The organism is Frischella sp. Ac48, assembly GCF_019641635.1.
Classification (GTDB): domain Bacteria; phylum Pseudomonadota; class Gammaproteobacteria; order Enterobacterales; family Orbaceae; genus Frischella; species Frischella japonica.
In genome coordinates this window covers 52,460-72,866 of record NZ_JAETXP010000006.1, presented here as the reverse complement: position 1 = coordinate 72,866, position 20,407 = coordinate 52,460, and the positions used below count along the sequence as shown (strand labels likewise).

Sequence of the window (20,407 nt, the reverse complement as noted above, 5' to 3'; positions counted from 1 at the left end):
TTTTTTACTATTTGACATGTTTTCTTTTTCACAATCCACTATCGTAAAAATAATAACTAATATTTTGTAAATTAGCGATCAATATTAAGACGTATAAACATAAATAGAGTAAATTAATATCACAAAATAAACTTGTATGAGTTAGATGAATGCGAAATAGTGAACCTCAATCTTTAGAGAATTTATTTAATGGTGGTACATTAACCAATATTCAAGAGCGTAGTGTTGTATTATCACGTTTAAATCATCTTGTTTATCGTTATCTTCCCTTGCATCTGCAACATTGCTGTCGAGTTGCAAATTACCGACAAAGTATCTTAATTATTGAGGTCTCTTCAGCGAGTTGGTTAACGCGTTTGCGTTATGAACAGGGAAAATTACTGCTAGCATTACGACAAAATGGTTTAAGTGGTTTAGCATCGATTCAATACAAAATTAATCCCGTATTAAATCAACAACGATATTTAATAAAAAATGGCGATAAAACCACAAAAAGGGCACTATCACCATATAGCGCATCACTTTTATTGGCATTAGCTGAAAATACCACACCAAAATTAAAAACATGCTTGATTAAACTGGTTAATCATGTTTTAAAATAAAGCGTAATGAATTTAAAAATTAATTGTTCACAAATAATGCAATTTTTATCAAGGAGATAAAAAATGAATTCTGAAATAGTAATTTATCTTGTTATTGGCTTAGCTTTCGGTATTACTTTAGGTATTATACTAGCCAATGTATTTAGTCCGAAGTCTCGTAAATTTAATCAATTACAACGTGAGCTTGAAGAAGCTAAACAACAATTAAGTACTCAAAAACAGACCATTGTTAAACATTTTTCTCATAGTGCAGAAATATTAGATAATATGGCGAAAGATTTTCGACGCCTGTATCAACATATGGCAGAAAATTCCAATAACCTAATTTCGCAAGAAGATATCAACTCATTAAATATTAAACCGACAATTAATGAAACAGATAAACCCACAATCAACTTTATGAAAGCGCAACCAAAAGATTATGCTAGTGACCATTCTGGTTTATTAAAAAATCCAGAACAAAAACAATAAATCATTAATTTTATAATAGGTTATTAAAAAAAGATAAACAATATTAGATAATTGCATTATATTAGATAATATGAGTATTATCTAATATGACTTTTAAACGTTACTTTAAAATATTAAATGCATAATTCGTTATAATGATCATTGAACAATATCATACTTGGTGTATGCACTTAAGAATATAAAAGTGATGAAATAACAGATAGATAATATTCATTCCTATTTACAAGAAGAATATATTGTGATCAAAAATATAAGAATTGAGAGTTATAATCATGAATCGTAAAGCGAATAATCATAAAAAATGTCTTACCGTTTTGGCATTAACTTTGAGTTTAACATTTGGTTCTTTAGTACATGCTAATATTTCATTACCTTCTTTTATTACAGCTAAAAACGGTGAAGGACAAGAACTACCAAGTCTAGCACCAATGCTAGAAAATGTTTTGCCTTCAGTTGTTAGCATTAAAGTTGAAGGTATTGCACAAGTACAAGATAATATACCAGAAGAATTCCGACGATTTTTTGGTTACCCTGAAAACAAATCTCGCTCATTCACCAGTCAGGGCTCGGGTGTTATTATTAATGCAGAAAAAGGGTATGTTGTGACAAATAATCATGTCATTGATAATGCAGAGAAGATCATCATCTTAGTTAAGGATGGTCGTGAGTTCTCAGCTAAACTGATTGGTCGTGACCCTCAAAGCGATATTGCCTTATTACAAATTGAAAAAGCAAGTAAACTCACCGCCATAAAAATTGCAGATTCAGATAAATTACGCATTGGCGATTTTGCGGTTGCAATAGGCAACCCTTTTGGAATTGGACAAACGGTTACTTCTGGGATCATTTCAGCATTAGGGCGAAGCGGTCTAAATATGAATGGGTTTGAGAACTACATCCAGACTGATGCTTCTATCAACCGAGGTAATTCTGGTGGCGCTTTAATCAATTTAAATGGTGAATTGATAGGAATTAATACTGCAATAATTGCACCAGGTGGTGGTAATGTTGGTATTGGTTTTGCGATACCAAGTAATATGGTTAAAAGTCTCACCAATCAATTAACTGAATACGGTCAAGTAAAACGTGGTGTATTAGGAATTAAAGGTAATGAATTAACTTCTGATATCGCAAAAGCTTTTGATCTTAATATTCAAAAAGGTGCATTTGTCAGTGAAGTATTAGCTGATTCCGCTGCGGCTGAAGCAGGAATTAAAGCGGGTGATGTGATTGTTTCAATGAACAATAAATCTATTGAAAGTTTTGCTGAACTACGGGCTAAAATTGCAACTGAAGGTGCTGGTCATGAAGTAAATCTTGGTATAATTCGGGAAAATAAAGAACTTCAGTTTAAAGTAAAGTTAAAAAATAGTGACGAATCGATTACTGAAGCGAAAAGTTTACATCCAAGTTTAGAAGGCGCTAATCTTGTTAACGGTGAAGTTAATGGTCAAGAAGGGGTTTTAATTGATACTATAACCAAAAGATCACCTGCTTCATTATTAGGTCTACAAGAGGGAGATTTAATTACTGGCGTAAACAAAGTTCGTGTTAATAATATTGCAGATTTACGCAAAGTTATTGACAGTAAACCATCAGCGATTGCATTACAAATTATACGCGGAAACAGCAGAGTTTACCTTATTTTAAGATAATTACTTTACTTACCCTTCTAACATCAGAAGGAAATACCTTTCCTTTCTGATGTTAAAAAAAAACAAGAGTAAAATTAATTGGGTTATTTTAATAATCATCAATCATTTTATGATAACTTATTTATAATTAAATATTACTAATTTGACACTTCTTTTTATTAGAATCATAATTTTTTTGATTTATATGATATTATTTATATCTATGATTGAAAATTATGGTGTCAAATGACTTATGCTAAAGAAAATATTATGGCCTGTTCTTATCGGTGCTGTTTTAGCTATTGTGCTGTTAATCATTTTTCCATCTTTACGAGATAAAAATCAATCATTATTACCGCATACAATCTTTAATAATGAACCTCTTAGTTATAATCATGCTGTAAAATCAGCAGCTCCCGCGGTTGTCAATATTTACAGTCGTTCTCTTGAGAGATTACCGCAAAAAAATAATAATGTTATTACACCATTAGGTTCTGGTGTCATCATGCGCAAAGACGGTTATATTATTACTAATTATCATGTAATCGAAAATGCTGAACAAATTATTGTAGCTCTTCAGGATGGTCGTATTTTCGAAGCTTCATCTGTTGGTTCCGACAGATTAGTGGATATTGCTGTTTTAAAAATTCAAGCAAGCAATATTCCGGTCATTCCTATCAATGCGAAACGCACGCCTAAAATTGGTGATGTCGTATTGGCAATAGGTAATCCCTATAATATTGGTCAAACAATTACACAAGGTATAATCAGTGCAACGGGTCGCGATGGACTTAGCCCTTTTCGCCGGCAAAACTTTATTCAAACCGATGCTTCAATCAATCATGGTAATTCTGGTGGTGCTTTAGTTAATACTAACGGAGAATTAGTGGGTATAAACACGTTATCATTTAGTAAAAATTTAGGTAATGATGTACCCGAAGGAATCGGATTTGCAATACCTACTGCATTAGCAACTAAGATTATGAAAACTTTAATTAAAGATGGAAAAATTATTCGAGGCTATATTGGCGTAGATGGATTAGAGTTTTCCCCGACACAAAATCCTAGTGATCATCCTATTGTACTTGGAATTTTAGTCACTAATGTTGACGGCCCTGCCGAAAAAGCAGGGATTAAGCCTAACGATATTTTAATCTCTGTCAATGATAAACCGGTAAAATCGATTATTAATACGATGGATCAAATTGCTGAACTCAAACCAGGATCCACTATCCCTGTTGTTGTATTACGGAATGGTGAAAAACAGACATTAAAAGTACAAATTGAACAATTACCAATTTAATTTTTCCTATTTTAGGATTTAATTTTTAAGGAATTTTGCAACATAAACTTACGTTGGTGTTTAATATAAATATATTATTTATCAAATAGATAAGACTAAAATAAAACGTTAACTCGCTATTGACCAATAGCTAAAATAGCGGTATAATTCGCGACCTTATTCGTGTTATTTAACATTTGTATGGTGTATAAATTCCGTTGTATAACAACTATTTATATAGCGATGCAAACAAGAGGCTAAAAATGAAAAAAGATATCCATCCAGAATATAAAGAAATCGTTGCAACTTGTTCTTGTGGCAATACGATTAAAACTCGTTCTACTGTAGGTCACGATATTCATTTAGACGTTTGTGGCGAATGCCATCCGTTCTATACTGGTAAACAACGTGATGTGGCAACTGGCGGACGTGTTGATAAATTCAAGCAACGTTTCAGTATGGTTAGCGGTAAGAAATAATTATTGCTAATAAGCGAAGATGAGTCTGGGTGAGCAATCATCCAGACTTTTCATTTTGTCAATCCTTCAAATTAATATCAATTACTTCAATATTATTGAAGCCACCATATATGTCATACCATGGTTTAGCATATTGTTTTAAGATTTTATTAAGATGTTCCACGTTATCACGACCGATCGTATCCAACCATTTTCTCAAGCCATCTTTGCCACCTTTAGCATATGCAGCAACGCCTTCAAACCAAGTTGCACGCCCGCCTAAAATGCCTGAATAGTTAGCTCCTGATTCACCAGCAAAAACTAATTCTTGATGAAATACTTCTGTTGGAACACCTGCACTAAGATAAATAAAAGGTCGTGTTGCAGCATCACTGGCAACTTTGAAATAATTTGCAGCTTCCTTTTGAGAATAAACAATTGGATTAGAATGATTAAATCCTTCCACATATTTAAATAATACTGGGACTTCAACTTTTAAAATATCGATATGATAATGATCTTTGGTAAATTCTTGAATAGTTTCAATAACTTTCCTTGGTTTAATTTTTGCAAATTCAGGACTCTTATCATCCAAAATTTCATTATCATAAACAATTGGTTCAACAAAAACAGGTAGATCTGCCGCTCGCGCCTCATCACCAAGCCGTTCCAAAAATGCGTGTTTTTTATCCAGGATATCTTGAGGATCATCCGGATTATAATAAACTAGTACTTTAGCTGCATCCGCACCTTTTTTTATCAAACGTTGAATGGACTCTTCTGGTAACAATTCCGGTAGCCGCCCTGGGGTGTTTACATCATAACCTGTTTTTTCATATGATAAAATAAGACCTGCATTTACATTTTTTGCTTTAATCCCTTTGAATCCATACTCTTCATCAAGCAAAATAGCACTGACGTATTTGGTCAGTTCTTCGGAAACCAATTCTTTAAATTCATAAACCATATCAATATGGTAATGTTCTTTACCCACTGCGGTTTCCATCATTTTTACCATCGAACCACGCTGATCTATCGCTAACGCTGCAATAACACCATCATTATTAGATAGTTGCTTCATACAATTAAATTTTCTTCGGGTAATCAGTTTTTTGGCCATATTTATCTCCTTATCACACTTGAATAACTTTTATTCTAAACTTATTCCTAAAGAGTTCAACATACCAGACAGTGAAATTGTGCTGTTAATTTACTAATAGCAACTCGTTAAAATTGCTAAGAAAAATGAGTAATCGTTTTAATAAAATTTTTTATCAAACAGATTTTAAAAAATTGCCAATCTTGATCATAAATAACATGACTAACCTAAAATTCTATATAAAACATATCGCACATGGAAGGGTCACGATCAACAATCAACAATCAACACATGTATACTACATAATTATTTTATCTTTTTTAGCTTATTGCTGATGAATTATTGTTTACTAAAAGATTTGACTGGGTTAATACTTTGAGAGTGATACTATTTGAATAATCGCAACATAATAATTAATCATTTTTAATCTGTTGTATATTTATTGTGTTTGTTAACCTTGCTCTATTATGGCTATTGATTTTGTTTGCTAATTGATTGGTTAACATTTCTTATAGCTTGAACAACCTTATTTATATTGAAAGATACGAGTCATGATTGCCTGATTATAGACGATATTTATCATGGTATTGATAATAAAATACTGCCTTATAAATTACCCCCTTTATTAATCATAAAGGGGGAGTTTAAGCCTATTCTCTTTCCAAAGCATGAATAGGGTCTAATCGAGCCGCTCTTCTTGCCGGAAAATAACCGAACACTATCCCCACTAAGCTAGAACAAATAAACGCCACTATAATTGCCGTAATTGAAAATATCATCGAGAAAATAGTTACGAAAAAAGCAAATAGAACACCTATTAATAATGATAACGTAATACCTAATATCCCACCAACTAAACAAACTAAAACCGCCTCAATTAAAAATTGTTGCAGTATATCATTTGATCTTGCTCCAACAGCCATACGCACACCAATTTCACGCGTTCTTTCCGTTACGGAAACTAGCATAATATTCATCACGCCAATACCACCAACGACCAATGAAATTAATGCAATAGCTGAAATTAATAATGATGTCGTTGCCTTTGTTGAAGTCAACATTTGACGAATACTATCAGAATTAAAGATAAAAAAGTCTTTGGTACCATGGCGTTGGATCATAATTTTTTCAATCGCTTGTTCGGCAACCGTTAAATCAACATCGTCTTTTACACGAACAGTAATACTTTTTAAAGTCGTTTGTCCAATCATTCGATTAATTACAGTAGTATAAGGTAACCACACATTTAGATTCTCGTTACTACCAAATCCTTGACTTTTTTTTGTAGCCACTCCGATGACCGTGACCGGTAGTTGACCAACATAAAAGACTTGCCCGATCGGGTTTTGATTAGGAAACAATCGTTTAACTGTATTATCATCAATCACAACTTTTTGTGATGATTGTATAACATTATTGGTATCGAATGCTTTTCCTTGTGTGATCACATATCCTCTAACGGCAAAAAATTGTTCTCCTACACCATTCACCATACCAGAAAGTGCTTGATTGCCTTTTCTGAAGTAAACACTGGTCGACACGTTAGGTGTCGCACTATGTATATAACTTTGTTTTGCCAAAACATCTGCATCAGTAGAACGTAATGTTTTTATACGGCTAGCATTGCGATCACCAAAGCCAGTACCTGGAATAATTTCCAATGTGCTAGTTCCCATTGAACTAAGATCTGACAAAATTTGTTGTTTTGAACCTTCACCCAAAGCAACCGCACATACGACAGCTGCGATGCCAAATATAATCCCCAACATAGTCAAAAATGTTCTAAGTCGATGAGATAACATGGATAAAATTGCCATTTTAAATGCATCTTTAAAACGGGCAAGTTTAGCAGAAAAATTGTCTTGAACATTAATTGTTGCAATCTGTTTTACTTGACGTTGACCCCATGATTCTGGTAAAAAATCGGTATTTATAGTATCAGAGATAATATTTCCATCACTAATTTCAATAATACGTTGCGCACTTTTAGCAATATTCGCATCATGTGTGACAATAATAATTGTGTGACCTTGTTTATGGAGATCCCGTAGAATTGCCATCACTTCATGACCACTTTTTTGGTCTAAAGCACCAGTTGGTTCATCAGCTAATATAATATTACCGCCATTAATAAGCGCTCGCCCTATACTTACACGCTGTTGTTGACCACCTGATAATTGATTAGGTTTACTATTAATTTTTTCAGCCAGCCCTAAACGCGATAAAATTTCAAATGATCGTTGTTGACGCTGCTCTTTTTTTACGCCGGCATAAATGGCTGGAACTTCAACATTACCTTGAGCTGTTAACGCATTTAATAAATGATAACGTTGGAAAATAAAACCGAAATGCTCTCGGCGCAATTCAGCTAATTCATCTGGTGATAATTGACTTGTTATTCGACCACCTACTTTATAAATGCCGGTAGTTGGTTTATCTAAACAACCCAATATATTCATTAAGGTTGATTTACCAGAACCTGAGGCCCCAACAATCGCAACCATTTCACCGGCTTGAATTGTAAGATTAATACCTTTTAAAACCTGAACTGTTGAATCGCCAGCAGGAAATTCTCTTACAATGTTATTTAATTGAATTAAAGGAGTCATATTCATCGTTTAAAATCTTGCTCTTGGTATTTTTTGACTGCCAATCATGGAACCATCAAAAGTGCTGACAACAATGGTATCACCTTCTTTTAAACCAGTTTTAACTTCAACATTAACATTATCATCTAAACCGATTTGAATCTCTCTTTCAGAGAGCTTCTGATCGTTATCCAATACAAATACCATTGCTTTATTTCCAGCTAGTTTTCTTTGCAACGCATTTGTGGGAATAGACAACACATTTTCTGCTTGGCCTAAGATGATATAAACTTGAGCACTCATCGAAATACGCAATACACGCTCTGGATTTTCCACGTCAAATAAACCATTATAGTAGATTGCCGAACTGGTCGAGCTAGAAGATGTAGTCGTTTCGTTATTAATAGAGGTTGGTGCGGGTTCAACGGCTCTTAATGTTAATCCGCTAAAACGCTCATTTGGTAATCCTAAAATAGTAAAATATACCGGCATACCTGTGGTAACATTGATCACATCGGCTTCTGAAATTTGCGCTTCAACTGTCATTTTATCCAACTGAGCTACTTTAACAATTGTTGGAGCACTTTGTACCGAGTTAACTGTTTGCCCCTCTTCAATTGGTATCGCTACGATAACACCATCAATCGGAGATCTAATCTTGGTATAACCTAAATTGACTGCTGCGGTATCAACAGCGATTTTGGCTCGAATAATATCAGCATCTAAAGACGCAATATCGGCTTTAATTGAATCAAGTTGAGCTTCCGCAGCATCAAGTTCTGATTGAATACCGACGCCTTTTTTGACTAATTTTAATTGCCGATTATAAGTTAATTGATAGTTTTTCAGATTAGCTTCTTTTGCTTTACGTTGTGCTTCTAAACTCGCTAATGACGCTTCTGATTGTTTTAAATCATTTTTCTGTTTCAGATCATCAATTTCTGCAATCATATCGCCCATTTTCACTTCTTCACCAAGCTTTACATATAATTTCTTTATTTGCCCAGAAACTTGAGCTCCAACATTAACTAGCTTAAAAGCACTAATTTTCCCATCAGCGAGTACTGTTTTCTCTATGTTACCTCGCTCAACTTGGGTTGTAATATATCTAGGAATAGGCGTCGGCGTGACAAAAATCCATTTAACAATATAAATCATTATTAATATGAAAATGATCAATAAAGCGATACGCTTTATTGTAATTTTTTTGTGAAACATCATTAAATTTGTCACTCCAAACTCGTATAATTGAACCAAATAGACACCATCTATTCTTTATAGGATATTATTTTAAGTTACTTAATAAAAATAAAATTAATTTTTTACCACTTGATATGTATAAGATGATAGAAAACTTAGGCAATAATTTTACAGGTTCAATAAGAATGAGTATAGGATTTTTTCTCATTTAGATTTTCACTAAAATAGAAAAACGAATTTTATATCTAAAGAATCGTTAATATTCATAAGATAATAAATTGATTCACACACTAAACAATTCTGATTACAATTGAATCAGAATTTACTATTAATGACTATTATTACAATGAATTGTATTAGCAATATCGAACCAGACTGTGGCATTATTATTCATGTCACTGGGAAAGTACAAGGGGTGGGATTTCGCTTTTTTACCTATCAAAAAGCGCAGGAACTTAATTTAGTTGGCTACGTTAAAAATTTAGCCAATGGCAGTGTTGAAATTTTAGCACATGGTGAATTTAATCAAATTAATAAATTAATCCAATGGCTTAAATTAGGTGGACCGACATCGGCTATTATAGCGCAGTTACGGATTGAACGAATAAAAATTGACGATCATTATACATCATTTAATGTTAAGTATTAATTTTGCCAAATTTAACGTAAAATAGCGATAAAAAATAGCTGCTTCCCGATGTTATGAAATTTTGGGTTTTCTCTCTAATGATGATAGAGCATTTGCTAGTAAATTAGCTAAACAGTTTATTTATAAGGTGCATAATACATTGATGATGACTAAAAGAAATTTGCTTTATATTTTACTAATAATTTTAGTTATTGGTTTGTATTTTTATAATAATGATACCTCCGATAATACAGTAATACCATCAATTGATTTATCGTCTCAACCTCTTTACCAAAGTGATAAGATGACAACGTTGTTGTACGACCCATTTGGTAATCTAAGTTATAAAATGAGTGCATCAAAAGTTAAATATTTTGAAAATTCTGGGAAAACTTTATTTGAAGCACCTAATATAACCTCTTATAATCGAGAAAATATCGCAACTTGGCGTATCAAAGCTAATAATGCTACATTAATGGGCAATAAGATACTTTATTTGAACGATAATGTTCGATTAATAAATCAATTACCTGATGCACAATTGGAAAAAATTATTACTGATAATGTCAAAATTGACTTAAAGACGCAAATCGTTACATCAGATGATCCTGTGACAATTGAAGGACCAGCTTTCATATCAAAAGGAAATCGACTATTTGGAAACTTACGTAACAAAACCGCTGATATATTAGAAAATGTAAAAACTTATTATAATGCAAACGCTAAATCAGTCGAAAATACTATTAATTAAGGATATTAAAAATGAAAAATTTTCATGGTTCTCGTTTTAATCTTAATAAAATAAAATCGATTTTGGTTAGTTGTTTTATCATATCCATATCAACCCTCAGTTATGCCGAATCTTCAGAGAATCCGAAAATTAACGCTATGCCCATTTCGATTGATGCGGATAATCAGCAAATTGATATTCAAAAAAATACCATGACCTTTTCAGGTAATGTTGTCATTATTCAAGATAATATAACCATTAAAGCGAATAAAGTGGTAATTACTGAAATTCAAAGTAAAGAGGATCAAACGATTACTGCCTATGGACAACCGGTTTTATTTGAACAACAGGTCCAAAAAAATGATACACATTATAAAATTACAGGCAATGCAGACAAATTAATTTATAGAGTGAAACAAAATGACGTCACCATGCAAGGTAATGCTCAAATTAAGCAAAAAGATAATTATATTAATAGTAACATCATTAATTATGACGTTCAACAGCGAAAAATAGAAGCACAATCAGATACCAGACAACGAGTTAGAACAATTATTATGCCTGAACAAGTAAAAGAGATAAATTAATATTATGACGACATTAAGAGCAACAAATTTAGCCAAAGTTTATAAGCAACGACAGGTTGTTAAAAATGTCAGCTTAACCGTTAACTCGGGAGAAATTGTTGGCTTATTGGGACCAAATGGTGCGGGTAAAACGACTACTTTTTACATGGTTGTTGGTATTGTCCCTTTAAATGACGGAAAAATTTATCTCGACGATAAAGATATAAGTTTATTACCATTACATGAGCGAGCACAAATCGGAATTGGCTATCTTCCACAGGAAGCATCTATATTTCGTCGCTTATCTGTATTTGATAATATTATGGCAATTTTAGAAACTCGTAAATCACTTAGCAAACAAGAACGCATTGAAAAAGCAGAACTGCTATTGGAAGAATTTCATATTAGTCATATTAAAGAAAATTTAGGGCAATCGTTATCTGGCGGTGAACGGCGACGAGTTGAAATTGCCAGAGCATTAGCAGCCGATCCAAAATTTATCTTATTAGATGAACCATTCGCTGGCGTTGATCCTATCTCTGTCATCGATATAAAAAATATTATTCGCGATTTACGCGATAGAGGTATAGGCGTATTAATCACAGACCACAATGTTCGCGAAACCCTTGATGTATGCGAACGTGCTTATATCGTAAGCAAAGGTCATCTAATAGCTGAGGGGAGCCCAAGTAACATTTTGAACGATGAACATGTTAAGCGGGTCTATTTAGGCGAAGAATTCAGGTTATGATGAAACCGAATCTACAATTAAAATTATCTCAACAGCTGACTATGACGCCGCAGTTGCAACAAGCTATTCGGCTACTTCAATTATCAACCTTCGAACTATGTCAGGAAATTCAAACCGCTCTGGAAAATAACCCTCTTCTTGAAGAAGAAGATAATTATGAAGAAATTCCGGTTATTCAGGTGAAAGAATCAGAACAAATTGATACGCGAGAAATGATGGAAAATCAGAATATTCCTGATGATATTCCATTTGATGCTTCATTTGATGATATTTATACCGCAGGCACGCCTTCTGGAACTCATTCAGATTATCAAAATGAGGAACTCACTGTTTATCAAGGTGAAACACATCAAACACTTAACGAATATCTGATGTGGCAACTCAACTTAACCCCTTTTAGCGAACAAGATCGCGCAATTGCTGTTTCAATTATTCAATCTATCAATGAACAAGGTTATTTAACCTGTACTGTCGAAGATATTTTGGAAGAACAAAATAACCAAGATATAGAGCTTGCTGAAGTCGAAGCCGTACTTAAACGTATTCAACATTTCGACCCGATTGGCATTGGAGCAAGAACTTTACAGGAATGTATGCTGTTACAAATTCACCAATTAACACCGATTAATCATGATATTGAAATAAGTACAATCATTATTTCACACTATCTTGATCTGCTTGGTCAAAAAGATTATAAAACGCTGTTAAAAAAACTAAATATTAATCAAGAACAATTAAAAGCCGCGATACTGCTCATTCAACAGTTACAACCTTATCCAGGTCAATCGGTGAACACAGAACCACCTGATTACGTTATTCCGGATGTGCTTGTCAAAAAGATCGGAAAAAAATGGCAAATCATCCTTAATAACGAAGCCATACCTCATCTTAAAATTAATCAACACTATGCTGCTATGGGGAAAAAAGCTAATGAAAGTGATGGGCAATATATTCGACAAGCTTTACAAGAAGCAAACTGGTTAATAAAAAGTATAGAAAATCGTAATGACACGCTAATAAAAGTGAGTGAATTTATTGTAGAACATCAACAAAATTTCTTTGAATATGGCGAAGAATACATGAAACCAATGATTTTGGCCGATATCGCTAATGCAATTAATATGCATGAATCCACGATTTCACGAGTTACAACACAAAAATATCTACAATGTCCACGAGGCGTTTTTGAATTAAAATATTTTTTTTCTAACCGTGTGAATGCTGAATCAGGAGAAGAAGCATCCTCGATGGCAATTAGGGCATTAATAAAAAAATTAATTATTAATGAGGATGGTAAAAAACCGCTTAGCGATAGTAAAATAGCAATGTTACTTGAAGAACAGGGAATGATGGTAGCCAGAAGAACGGTAGCCAAATATCGAGAAACATTATCGATCCCTCCGTCAAGCCAACGTAAACAACTTAAATAATTAATACGAAACCTTAATATTATTAATCATGAGAGCTGTTAAAACAAAAGCATTTTAAAATACTATGGTGCAATTGATGTGCAAGTTAAGTTTTTGCCAATGTGAATTTTTTAATGTGAAATCAAACCAAGTAACCTAAAAATGTGTTAACGTTAATAAAGGATTTTAATTATGCTTTTAATGATAGTTAGTGGTCGTTCAGGTTCAGGTAAATCAATCGCATTAAGAGCACTAGAGGACATGGGTTTTTACTGTGTTGATAATATACCGATCGCTTTACTTCCTGATCTTGCAAAAATGCTCGAAAATAATCATTCCCCAGTAGCTGTAAGTATTGATATTCGTAATATGCCAGCTAGTTTTAACCTACTAAATGAAATATTACAACAATTACCACCATCAATTACAGCACAATCTATATTTTTAGAAAGTAGCCATAATACTTTGATTCGCCGCTATAGCGAAACCAGAAGAATTCATCCATTATCAGTACCAGGACGCTCAATCGAACAGGCCATTGAACTTGAAGAACAATATTTACAACCATTAAAAGATAATGCCGATTTAATTATTAATACCGATAATCTATCAGTACATGAATTATCGGATATCTTGCGTCAACGGATATTAGGCAAAAAAGAGCGCGAACTTACGATCGTTTTTGAATCATTTGGTTTTAAGCATGGCTTACCCATTGAGTCAGATTTTGTGTTTGATGTTCGTTTTTTACCGAATCCACATTGGGACCCAACATTGCGACAATTAACAGGATTAGATCACCCGGTACAAGCATATTTAAACCAACATTCACAAGTTAACGATTTTATACACCAAACAGCAAATTATTTACAACAATGGTTACCTTTATTGAAAAAGAATAATCGTAGTTATCTTACTATTTCAATTGGTTGCACGGGCGGTCAACATCGCTCAGTATATATTGCGGAAGAGTTAACAAAAATCTTTATTTTACAAGGCGAACAAGTACAAACGCGTCATCGCAGTCTAGAAAAGCAGTTACATAAAAGTTAAGCTAACCGTTGATGTTTAGGATTTTCCAATAGCTATTGCCGAGTCAAGAATAAAGTAAATTTATGTTTGCGTTAAGTGACAAAATATTTACTCTATTTTTTAAGCTGAGCCAGATCATTATTTTTATCTACAATAACCTTATCAAAAAGGGATAAGTATAACAAATCGCTAATTACTAACCATTTCTGAAAATACTAAAAAGGACTCTAAAAAACACGGCTAATCGATAAATATCTATTCCTGTTTTTACCCAAAATAGAACTTTAATCATACAATAAATCCTCAAAAGCTTAACGTAATAACTATATTTTTAAATTTTAATATTTAAAATAATGACGTTATAACAAGAGATATTACGTGATGACTATTTGATAAATTTTTACCACTGCAAAAATTATCAATTATTATCATAACGTTTAGATGTATTTATCTATCATGTTTTTATTTGTTAATGGGTCTTAAAGAAGTAGCGCAAATATAAATAATTTTTAAATCTATATTTATAAATGAATCTTCTTACCGTTTGACAGATAAACTCTGATATTTATAAATTTAATCAGTGAAATTATCGACTAATGAACTTAATTTAACTAGTTCAATATCATCAGGTAATTGTGCTAATTTTTGTTGAAGCACATTTAAAGTTGCAAAATAGGGATGACCAATGACAATCGCCTGCTTATGCTTTCTGGCCAATTCAATCGCTAAATCAAATTGAATCATAATTGATTTTTCGTCTTTTAAATCATCCAGAAATATATCACGTCTTATTGCTGGAATACGATACTCACGAGCAATGGCCATAGCTTTACTTTGGGCAATCGTACGACTATCCAAAAAGAACAAAGGATAATTTAATAAACTTTCCATTACTTTCCGCATACCTTCCACATTAGTCGTCATCTTACTACCCATATGATTATTTACACCAATGGCATAAGGGACTTTTAAAATAGCTTCGGAAATAATTCTTTGTATTTCTTCTTGGCTCATATCAGGTGTTAACGTATCTTTTTCAAGATATTGTTTACTTATTGGTGCCATAGGCAGGTGTATCATAACATCATTGCCTTGCTCATGTGCATAAAAAGCTATTTTTTCAGCATTCGGTGAATTAGGTAAAATAGAAACCGTAATCTCTGTTGATAATAAAATAATTTGCTCTTCAATAGATTTTCGATATCCAAAATCATCAATTACAATTGCCAATTTACCAGCCTGAGCTGAAGGTAAACACAGTAATATCAAACAAAAAATAGTGGAAATTAAAGAAGATATTCTAATCATTTTATTTCTTTAGCCATACACTTGGATCAAGTGCCTTACCATCACGACGAACTTCAAAATATAGAGCAGCACTACCTTGCCCACCACTTGTTCCAACTAAGGCTATCTCTTGTCCGGATTCAATTTTATCACCTACATTAACCAATACACGCTGATTATAACCATATAATGTCATATCACCCTTACCATGCTCTAATGCGACAATAAATCCATATCCTTGTAACCAATTCGCTAAAATAACCCTTCCATCAGCAATTGCCCTTACTTTGCTTCCTTCCATTGCCTTGATCACTAATCCTTTCCATTTGAGTTCCCCTTGTTGCGGTTCACCAAATCGGTGTAATAATGTCCCAGTTACTGGCCAATTAAAACGATGATTGGGTTTACCAATACCGCTCACTCTAGCCATTAATGATCTTTCATCTTTAGTTGGATTGTAATTGTAATCTTGCTGTTTGGCTCGAATTTTTGCAGCTTGTTTTGCTTCATCTTCGGCAATTCTTTTATTTTCAGCTTCAGCTTTGGTTATTTGAGCTTGTAATTTCGCTTCATTTTCTCTTAGTACAGCAAGTTTTAGTTGATTAAGTTGCATAGACTTATCTAATTCTAAAATCGTTTCATGGCGATCTTTTTGATTCGTGATTAACGCATCACGTTTCAATTTTTGTTTATTTTTTAGGTCGTTTTGCTGTTTTTGCTTTTCTTCTAATGAAGATTTTTTTTGATTTAATTCATCATGAATCTGTTTAAGCTCATTCATCCGATCCTGACGTTCTTGGTTAATATAACCATAATAAGTAATAATTCTTTCATTACGTTGACTTTCATTTGCTGAAAATATCAACTCCATATTACTTGTTTTTCCCAATTTAAAAGCACTCTCAAGCTGTTTAGCTAATATTTGTTGTTGTTTTGCTTGCTTCTGCTTTAACTTGCCAATATCAACATTAAGTTTTGCAATTTCATTACCTAATGATAAAAGCACCTTCTCACTTTTTTCTAGCGAGGTTAGTAAATTGGCTATAGATGTTTCTTGTTTTTCAAGTACAGAAATTAACTTACTCCGTTGCTGTTTTTGTTCTGCAAGTTTTTGTTCCTGTTGTTGAATTGTTTGGCGAATGGTTTGTAAATCTTGCCTATTATCAGCATAACTAAAATTGGAAGTAACAAAACCTCCAAATATAATGACCAACAAACAAAAAGCATTATATTGCATCATGAACCATTTATCGAATATTTGATAACAAAAAAATATCATTTTTAACTAAGCATAAAAAACAAACAACAATATCGTATAATATTTAGCCAAAACATCTATATTCTTTTATTACATATAGTTAAACATATATTTAATTTAAAACTAAACCAAAAATAAGTATTCAATTGTTATTATAAAACATAAAGTGGGTCATAAAGACCCACTTTATGTTTTATATAATAGCATGAGAATACACTCAATGTGTAATTGCAATTATTAATTAATAAAAAGTGTTTTACCAGTCATTTCTTTTGGTATTGGCATATCAATCAATGCTAACATGGTCGGGGCTAAATCCGATAACTTACCGCCCTTAATAGCTTGAAGTTTTTTCGGTCCAACATAAATCAAAGGTACAGGAAGATTAGTATGCGCAGTATGTGCTTGACCGGTTTTTTCGTCACGCATTTTTTCCGCATTACCATGATCCGCTGTAATTAATAATTGACCCGATACTTTATTAACCGACTCAACTACGCGACCAATGCAGCTATCTAAAGCTTCAACTGCTTTAACCGCAGCATCAAATACACCTGTATGACCAACCATATCACCATTTGGATAGTTACAAATAATAACATCATACTTTTGACTTTCAATTGCAGAAGTTAATTTATCCGTTAATTCACTAGAACTCATTTCAGGTTGTAAATCATAAGTTGCTACTTGAGGAGAATTAATAAGAATTCGGTCTTCATTATCAAAAGGCTGCTCAATTCCACCGTTAAAAAAGAAGGTCACATGAGCATATTTTTCAGTTTCTGAAATACGTAATTGCGTTTTATTATGTTTAGCTAACCATTCACCTAAAGTATTAGTTAAAGCTTCCGGAGCGTAGGCTACTTCAGATTGAATATCCGTTGCATACTCTGTTAAAGAGACGTAATGAGCAAAATTAATCACTCGCTCACGTTGAAAACCATCAAAATCTTTGCTAATAAACGCACGTGAAATTTCACGAGCCCGATCAGCACGGAAATTCATAAAAATCAAACTATCACCATCCTGCATTTTTACAGTTTCTTCATCAGCAGCACATATTACCGTTGGTTTAACAAACTCATCATTTTCATCACGAGTATAAGCTGCTTGTAATCCTTCAATTGCAGTCGCATAGGTAAATTCACCTTTCGCATCAGCTAATAAACGATAAGCTTGTTCGACTCGATCCCAACGGTTATCCCGATCCATCGCATAATAGCGTCCAACTATAGAAGCTATACGTCCTTTACCTAAATGTTTAAATTTATCAGCAAACACTTTTAAACTCTGCTCAGCACTCCTTGGTGGAGTATCACGTCCATCTAAAAATGCATGTAAGTAGATTTTATCTGCTTTACGCGCAGCAGCTAGCTCTACCATAGCCATAATATGCTCCTCATGGCTATGTACGCCTCCGGCAGAAAGTAACCCCATAATATGCACAGCCTTACCTTTCACCACTGCATCATCAATCGCTTGTATTAATACCGGATTATTAGCAAATTCACCATCCATGATATCCTTTGACACTCTCGTTAAATCTTGATACACAATGCGACCAGCACCAATATTAGTATGACCAACCTCTGAGTTCCCCATTTGCCCTAATGGTAATCCGACTTCCATACTTGATGCATCAATTAAAGTGTTTGGATAGGTTTTAATCAATTTATCCATATTAGGTTTATGTGCTACCGCAATAGCATTATCTTGCTGATCTTCGCGATGACCATATCCATCTAAAATAACAAGAACGATGGGTTGTTTATTTGTATTGTTCACATATGCTCCTACATTATCATTATTAATCTTCTAAAAGGAGACTATTTTACTATATAAGTTCAAATTGGGTATAACATTTGCTTTCATAGAAATACATCGACGTTAATATTACCTAGTTGCTAAAACTGAATCTAATTTTACTGGATGAAATACAACATTATCTCCCCATAGCAAAAATCACAATAATTTATAGATAGCGATGATTTTTATGTTATTGTTAAATATAAAATGATGAACCAATCATCTATATTTTTTGGAAATATGTATATTTTGGATTATTTATGGAATCATTTTGATTATTATTGCTGCAATAAATACAAAAACTGCCAGCAAAATCAATACATTAATATTCTTATACAACATAGCCACACATCAACAATTAATAACAGTTGAGCTACATCAAAACAAACGACTCGAAAAAGTGGATAATACAATTGATTATCAATAGTGTTCATTTATAGTAGCTAATGCTACCCCATATATGTTTAGTATTGTTAATCATAAAAATGAGAAAACTTTGATTGGAATTCTTATAGTTTTGGTCAAAATAAAACTCTCTTGCTCAGAAGAATTCTATTTTTTACTTGTTAAAAATAAATTAACTTTAACAAGTATAACGTTATTATTGCTAAATATTTACCCTCAGTATAATTCCGGATTACTTCAATCAATATAACAACAACTCGACATTCAGTGGGTCTGGTTTCCCCATATATTAACCAACGACGGCCAAAAAATTTATCATTATTTATTACAAGTTATAACTTTGAGATAAACAGGTTAACTGTTTGCGATTGGTTAATTACATTTATGGCACTGAATGGATAAAAATGAAATGAGACTGTATTGTAGAAATAATAGCGTCTACTAAAAGACAATTAACAACAATAAAAAACCTAGCATCAAGCTAGGTTTTTTATAACAAAAACATATTATTTGATTTTAGCTTCTTTATAAATCACATGCTGACGAACAACGGGATCATATTTCTTGATTTCCATTTTTTCAGGCATAGTTCTCTTATTTTTACTGGTAGTATAAAAATGACCTGTACCAGCTGAAGAAACTAATCTAATTTTTTCACGTACACCTTTAGCCATGATAATTTTCCTTTATATAGTTTCTTAGTAAGATTCACCACGGGCACGGATTTCAGCTAATACTGCATCAATACCCTTTTTATCGATAGTACGCATACCTTTAGCAGATACACGTAATTTTACAAAACGTTTTTCACTCTCAACCCAAAAACGATGAGTTTGAAGATTTGGCAGAAAACGACGTTTAGTAGCATTCAGCGCATGTGAACGATTGTTACCTACTAGTGGTTTTTTGCCTGTTACTTGGCATACTCGTGACATGTCAATAATTCTCCGAAATTTCTATACTATTTTAGTATACTTAGGCCTTAGACATAATGTGTTTAATGGAACATTTACCTCGTCAGGCTTTAGTTATTCTATGAGGCGATTGAGATGAGTTTCGATAACCAAATAGACTAACTTCTCACATTACACCTACAATATTAAGGTAGCGCAGTATACGCTGTTATGCAAAGATTCTCAAGCACTATTATAGCTTTGGTGATAAAAAATATACTTCTTCTGTGTTAATAAGCAACATTATA

Annotated in this window: 19 protein-coding genes; 11 read left to right on the top strand and 8 right to left on the bottom strand. The window is 32.9% G+C overall.

Annotation, left to right across the window (positions count from 1 at the left end; all coding sequences use genetic code 11):
* Positions 1–149 precede the first annotated feature (149 nt).
* The 5 genes from JMI89_RS04140 to rpmE all read left to right on the top strand — a co-directional run bounded on the left by JMI89_RS04140 (position 150) and on the right by rpmE (position 4,468).
* Entirely contained in the window at positions 150–602 is a 453-nt protein-coding gene (locus JMI89_RS04140) for a DUF721 domain-containing protein (RefSeq protein WP_220679396.1), read from the top strand.
* A gap of 63 nt (positions 603–665) precedes the next feature.
* Complete coding sequence (locus JMI89_RS04135; protein WP_220679395.1) at positions 666–1,073, top strand: YhcB family protein; 408 nt, start codon at positions 666–668, stop codon at positions 1,071–1,073.
* 272 nt (positions 1,074–1,345) lie between these two features.
* The gene (locus tag JMI89_RS04130) at positions 1,346–2,728 is read left to right on the top strand and encodes a Do family serine endopeptidase (RefSeq protein ID WP_220679394.1); all 1,383 of its coding nucleotides are present in this window, start codon (positions 1,346–1,348) and stop codon (positions 2,726–2,728) included.
* Between the two features lie 232 nt (positions 2,729–2,960).
* Entirely contained in the window at positions 2,961–4,010 is a 1,050-nt protein-coding gene (gene degS / locus JMI89_RS04125; protein ID WP_187754283.1) for an outer membrane-stress sensor serine endopeptidase DegS, read from the top strand.
* 242 nt (positions 4,011–4,252) lie between these two features.
* Positions 4,253–4,468: a 50S ribosomal protein L31 gene (rpmE, locus tag JMI89_RS04120; protein ID WP_187754300.1), complete on the top strand. Its 216-nt coding sequence runs from the start codon at positions 4,253–4,255 to the stop codon at positions 4,466–4,468.
* 58 nt (positions 4,469–4,526) lie between these two features.
* Here the strand turns inward: rpmE and JMI89_RS04115 are convergent, their stop codons facing one another.
* The 3 genes from JMI89_RS04115 to JMI89_RS04105 all read right to left on the bottom strand — a co-directional run bounded on the left by JMI89_RS04115 (position 4,527) and on the right by JMI89_RS04105 (position 9,352).
* Complete coding sequence (locus JMI89_RS04115) at positions 4,527–5,567, bottom strand: tagatose 1,6-diphosphate aldolase (protein WP_220679393.1); 1,041 nt, start codon at positions 5,565–5,567, stop codon at positions 4,527–4,529.
* A 629-nt stretch (positions 5,568–6,196) separates the two neighbouring features.
* Positions 6,197–8,161 (bottom strand): MacB family efflux pump subunit, encoded by a 1,965-nt coding sequence (locus JMI89_RS04110; RefSeq protein WP_187754281.1) that lies wholly within the window; start codon positions 8,159–8,161, stop codon positions 6,197–6,199.
* A gap of 3 nt (positions 8,162–8,164) precedes the next feature.
* Positions 8,165–9,352: an efflux RND transporter periplasmic adaptor subunit gene (locus tag JMI89_RS04105; RefSeq protein ID WP_370633713.1), complete on the bottom strand. Its 1,188-nt coding sequence runs from the start codon at positions 9,350–9,352 to the stop codon at positions 8,165–8,167.
* A 313-nt stretch (positions 9,353–9,665) separates the two neighbouring features.
* On the opposite strand from JMI89_RS04105, the gene yccX reads away from it, so the two are divergent.
* The 6 genes from yccX (at position 9,666) to rapZ (ending at position 14,471) form a co-directional block, all read left to right on the top strand.
* On the top strand, positions 9,666–9,983 hold the full coding sequence (gene yccX / locus JMI89_RS04100; RefSeq protein WP_220679391.1) for an acylphosphatase: 318 nt from the start codon (positions 9,666–9,668) through the stop codon (positions 9,981–9,983).
* A 142-nt stretch (positions 9,984–10,125) separates the two neighbouring features.
* The gene (lptC, locus tag JMI89_RS04095; RefSeq protein WP_187754280.1) at positions 10,126–10,713 is read left to right on the top strand and encodes an LPS export ABC transporter periplasmic protein LptC; all 588 of its coding nucleotides are present in this window, start codon (positions 10,126–10,128) and stop codon (positions 10,711–10,713) included.
* Positions 10,714–10,724: 11 nt separating this feature from the next.
* Entirely contained in the window at positions 10,725–11,279 is a 555-nt protein-coding gene (gene lptA / locus JMI89_RS04090) for a lipopolysaccharide transport periplasmic protein LptA (protein ID WP_187754279.1), read from the top strand.
* Between the two features lie 4 nt (positions 11,280–11,283).
* Complete coding sequence (lptB, locus tag JMI89_RS04085; protein WP_187754278.1) at positions 11,284–12,009, top strand: LPS export ABC transporter ATP-binding protein; 726 nt, start codon at positions 11,284–11,286, stop codon at positions 12,007–12,009.
* Positions 12,009–13,439, top strand: coding sequence for an RNA polymerase factor sigma-54 (locus JMI89_RS04080; protein WP_187754297.1), 1,431 nt, complete (start codon positions 12,009–12,011; stop codon positions 13,437–13,439). The genes lptB and JMI89_RS04080 overlap by 1 nt, the downstream gene beginning before the upstream one ends.
* A gap of 171 nt (positions 13,440–13,610) precedes the next feature.
* Entirely contained in the window at positions 13,611–14,471 is an 861-nt protein-coding gene (gene rapZ / locus JMI89_RS04075; protein ID WP_220679389.1) for an RNase adapter RapZ, read from the top strand.
* A gap of 552 nt (positions 14,472–15,023) precedes the next feature.
* On the opposite strand, the gene JMI89_RS04070 is transcribed toward rapZ, so the two are convergent.
* The 5 genes from JMI89_RS04070 to rpmB form a co-directional block, all read right to left on the bottom strand.
* Entirely contained in the window at positions 15,024–15,758 is a 735-nt protein-coding gene (locus JMI89_RS04070) for a divergent polysaccharide deacetylase family protein (protein WP_187754276.1), read from the bottom strand.
* 1 nt (position 15,759) lies between these two features.
* Entirely contained in the window at positions 15,760–16,977 is a 1,218-nt protein-coding gene (envC, locus tag JMI89_RS04065; protein ID WP_220679388.1) for a murein hydrolase activator EnvC, read from the bottom strand.
* A 255-nt stretch (positions 16,978–17,232) separates the two neighbouring features.
* Positions 17,233–18,780 carry a 2,3-bisphosphoglycerate-independent phosphoglycerate mutase gene (gene gpmM / locus JMI89_RS04060; RefSeq protein ID WP_187754274.1) on the bottom strand — a complete coding sequence of 516 codons (1,548 nt, stop codon included), beginning with the start codon at positions 18,778–18,780 and terminating at the stop codon, positions 17,233–17,235.
* A 932-nt stretch (positions 18,781–19,712) separates the two neighbouring features.
* The gene (gene rpmG / locus JMI89_RS04055; protein WP_025314526.1) at positions 19,713–19,880 is read right to left on the bottom strand and encodes a 50S ribosomal protein L33; all 168 of its coding nucleotides are present in this window, start codon (positions 19,878–19,880) and stop codon (positions 19,713–19,715) included.
* 24 nt (positions 19,881–19,904) lie between these two features.
* Positions 19,905–20,141 (bottom strand): 50S ribosomal protein L28, encoded by a 237-nt coding sequence (gene rpmB / locus JMI89_RS04050; RefSeq protein ID WP_187754273.1) that lies wholly within the window; start codon positions 20,139–20,141, stop codon positions 19,905–19,907.
* Between the last annotated feature and the right edge of the window lie 266 nt (positions 20,142–20,407).